General features: G+C 76.0%; 1 pseudogene. It reads right to left on the bottom strand.

The features are described from left to right. Nucleotides 1-2,757 (bottom strand): annotated as a pseudogene (locus RKP46_RS15970) (hypothetical protein); the annotation flags it as partial.

Genomic DNA, 2,757 nt, shown 5'->3' with positions numbered 1-2,757 from the left:
GCTGCCCGTCGCCGCGATCGTCCGCCCGTCGGCGCTGAGCGCGACGCGCCGCCAATCCCCCGCCGGCAGCGTGACCGCCGGTGCGGCGCGGCCCCCGCCTGCCGCGGCGCGTGCGCGCAGCGGCAGGACGTGCACCCGTTTGCCCAACACCGCCAACTGCGTCCCCCCGTGCGCGACGGCGCAATCCACCGCCGCCTCGCCGCCGCCGATGCGCGCGGCGAGAAACTCGGCGCTCAGCGCGAACGCCCGCCCGCCGGCCGCGTCGATGGCGATACACAGCGGCGCACCCGCCGGCGCGCCGCCCGTCGCCGTCGCGCCCTGCAATTGGAATTCGCCGTCCGCCGCGTCGCCATAGCGCTCGGCGGCAACGACCGGGTCGGCCTGCCCCCGGCCGTCGAGCCCCGTCTCGGCCGGCCCGCCGACCGCCGCCGGGCGTATCTGCAAACCGCTGGCGCCGGCGCCGAGCAGGCGACCGGGGGCGAGGGCGACGGCAGCGAGCGGCCCGGCCGTGCGCGAGGTCTCGGCCGCCACTTTCTGCCAACTGCTTTCGCTCTCCTGCCACGCCTGCAGACCGCGGTGGCTGTCGCCGACGAGCAGGCCGCGGCCGTCGCTGTCGAGCGCCAGCGCGCTCGGCGTGCGGACGATGGGCGGCGGCGTCGGGCCGACCAGCGTGCGCTGCGCGCGCAGCGGAAAGAAGTGCTGCAGCAGGCCGACGGCGAGCGCGCCGACGACGAGCAGCGGGACGACGCGCAGCCCGGCGAGCGGCAGCGCGTCGCGGTAAAAGATGCGGCGCAGCGTCTCGGAAGCGCGCACGCCGAGCGGGTTGGACGGGGCGCTCATGAAACGCAGGAAGACGCGATCCTCGACGGCCGGCGGACGCTCGCCCGCCGCCTGGCCGGCGAAGAGCGCGCGCAGCCCGCGCCGGACATCGGCGAAGCTCGACCAGCGGCGCGCCGGCGCGGCGATGCGCAGCGCGCCCGGGGTGGCGGGCGCTTCGTGCAGTTGGTCGAGGAAGTCGGCCAGCGTCTGGCGAATCGCCGCCAGGTCGGCCGCCGGGTCGACTGCCGGGTCGGCTGCCGCGGCCCTGCCCGTCGGCGCTGCCGTCCGTTGCCCGGCCGCCAGGCGGGCGAGCAGCGCGCGACGCAGCCAGTCAGGGAGATAGGCGTGGCGCAGCCAGGGAAGCTGCGCCAGTTGCGGCAAGGCGTCGGCGCGCTGGCGTTCGTCGGCGATCAGGCCGTCGCCGAGGCGCAGCGTCAGCGGCCAGTGAATCTCGGGATAGACGGCGCAGGCGGCGAGCCAGACGAAGATGCGCGGCGGCAAGTCGGCGGCGAGCGCGTCGACGACGCGGGCGGTGAAGTCCGCACCCGGATCTTCGCCGCTGAGCAGTCGGTCGAGATCGCGCAGGTAGGGCGGACGCGGGCGCTCGGCGCGGCGCACGGCGGGCGGGGCGACGACGCGCTGCTGGCCGACGATTTCGCCGAGCAGTTGCAAACCGGCCGCGTCGAGCGGCAGCAGGCGCAGGCCGGCACGTTCGAGCAGCCATTCGCTGCGCCCCCAGGCGCGACGCGGACGCGGCGTGAGCAGCAACGGCTGCCCCTGCGGCCAGGCCAGCAGGCGGGCGACGCTCGCCGCCGGGCGGCCGCTGTAGGAATCGATCAGCTCGCGCGCGTCGGCAAAGACGAGCAGGCGGCGCGCGGCGAAACGCGCCGCCAATTGCTCGAGATCCTGCCCGCCGAGGTCGCCGGCGCCGCGCTTGAACGGCTGATGGCGACAGCGCAGCGGGTCGCGTGCGTAGTGGAAACGCTCGACCGACAGGCCGCGCGACTGCAGGCCGGCGAGCAGCTCGTCGACGGTCAGCGCCAGGTGGTCGCGCAGGCTGGCGCGGTCGACGAGGACGAGGAATTCGGGTTCAGTCAGCGATCCGAAGACCGGCGTGAAGAGTCCGCCGGCGGCGAGCGTCGCGGCGACGCTGCGCTCGCCGTCGAGTTCGTTCGACGGCAGCCAGTGGCGTCGGCGCAGGGCGCGCAAGAGGCGCAGCCGCTCGCTGCGAAAAGCGCCGCGCAAGCGGCCGTCGTCGGCGTCGAGACGCTTTTCGGCGGCGCTGCCGGTCGCTGGCAGGCGTTCGAGCCAGCCGCGCCGGCGCAGCCGGTTCCAGGTCCACACGCCGGCGAGGAAGAGCAGCGCGGCGGCGGCGAAGATGAGGTGGTCGACGACCCAATGCGTTTCTTCGCCGGTCTCCGGCGGCAGCGTTTCGGGCGTCGGCGCCGGAAGGGCGGCAGCGAAGGCGAAACCGGGCGGCGCCGGCGGGCGTGGGGCGATGTCGGGCGTCGATTCGCGCGGCAGCGGCGCGAGGACGATCGCCACCTGCTCGGGAAGTGACGCGGCGAGGCCCGGCGAGGCTAGCGTCGTTTCGCCGGGCACGAAGCCGGGGGCTTCGCCGCGCAAGGTCAGCGGCAGCAGCGAGCGCGAATAGCGGACCGTGGCGAGCGCCTCGGCGGGCGGTTCGCCGGAGGGCGAGACCGCCGGCTGAACCGGCGACTGGCCGGATGGCGCGGCAGTCGGCGGGGCGGCCGGTTGGGCGGCCGTCGGCAGGAAACGCTGGCCGCTCGCCGGCGCTTCGACGACGGCGCCGGCGACCGGCGCGCCGCCTTCGTCGACGACGCGCACCGCCACGGTGAGCGGTCGCAGCCACCACCAGGCGGCGACCAGCGCGCCGAGCAGGAGCAGGAAGAGGAGGCCGAAGAGCCAGTCGGGCGG

Origin of the sequence: Accumulibacter sp., from assembly GCF_031732815.1 — a bacterium.
In the GTDB taxonomy this organism is placed as follows: domain Bacteria; phylum Pseudomonadota; class Gammaproteobacteria; order Burkholderiales; family Rhodocyclaceae; genus Accumulibacter.
The sequence above is the reverse complement of the archived record's forward strand: the minus strand, read 5'-3'. Positions and strand labels throughout refer to the sequence as shown.